Consider the following 236-nt stretch of genomic DNA (forward strand, 5'->3'; position numbering starts at 1 on the left):
CCCCAAACAAATGTACTCCCTGCGCCAGCTCGGGCAGGATCTAACATAATATGATCAATCACTTGATGCGTGCCAGGTTGGCACACCATTAATACGGTCGAGGTTAGGGCATTACGTGACATATTATGAATAATAACGCCATGCAGATCGTCCCAATCATACTCTTTGATACGGCGTTTTTTCGGTTGTAAAAATACCGCCGGATGCCGTAAAAACTTAAAGTTAAAAAAGTCACT

At 43.2% G+C, this 236-nt stretch carries 1 protein-coding gene; it reads right to left on the reverse strand.

The window, feature by feature from the left end:
* A partial coding sequence (locus tag GQ589_RS12145) for a DUF6708 domain-containing protein (protein ID WP_202115134.1) occupies positions 1–236 on the reverse strand: 236 nt, incomplete at both ends.

The sequence above is a fragment of the Gilliamella sp. Pas-s27 genome (genome assembly GCF_009795865.1).
In the GTDB taxonomy this organism is placed as follows: domain Bacteria; phylum Pseudomonadota; class Gammaproteobacteria; order Enterobacterales; family Orbaceae; genus Gilliamella.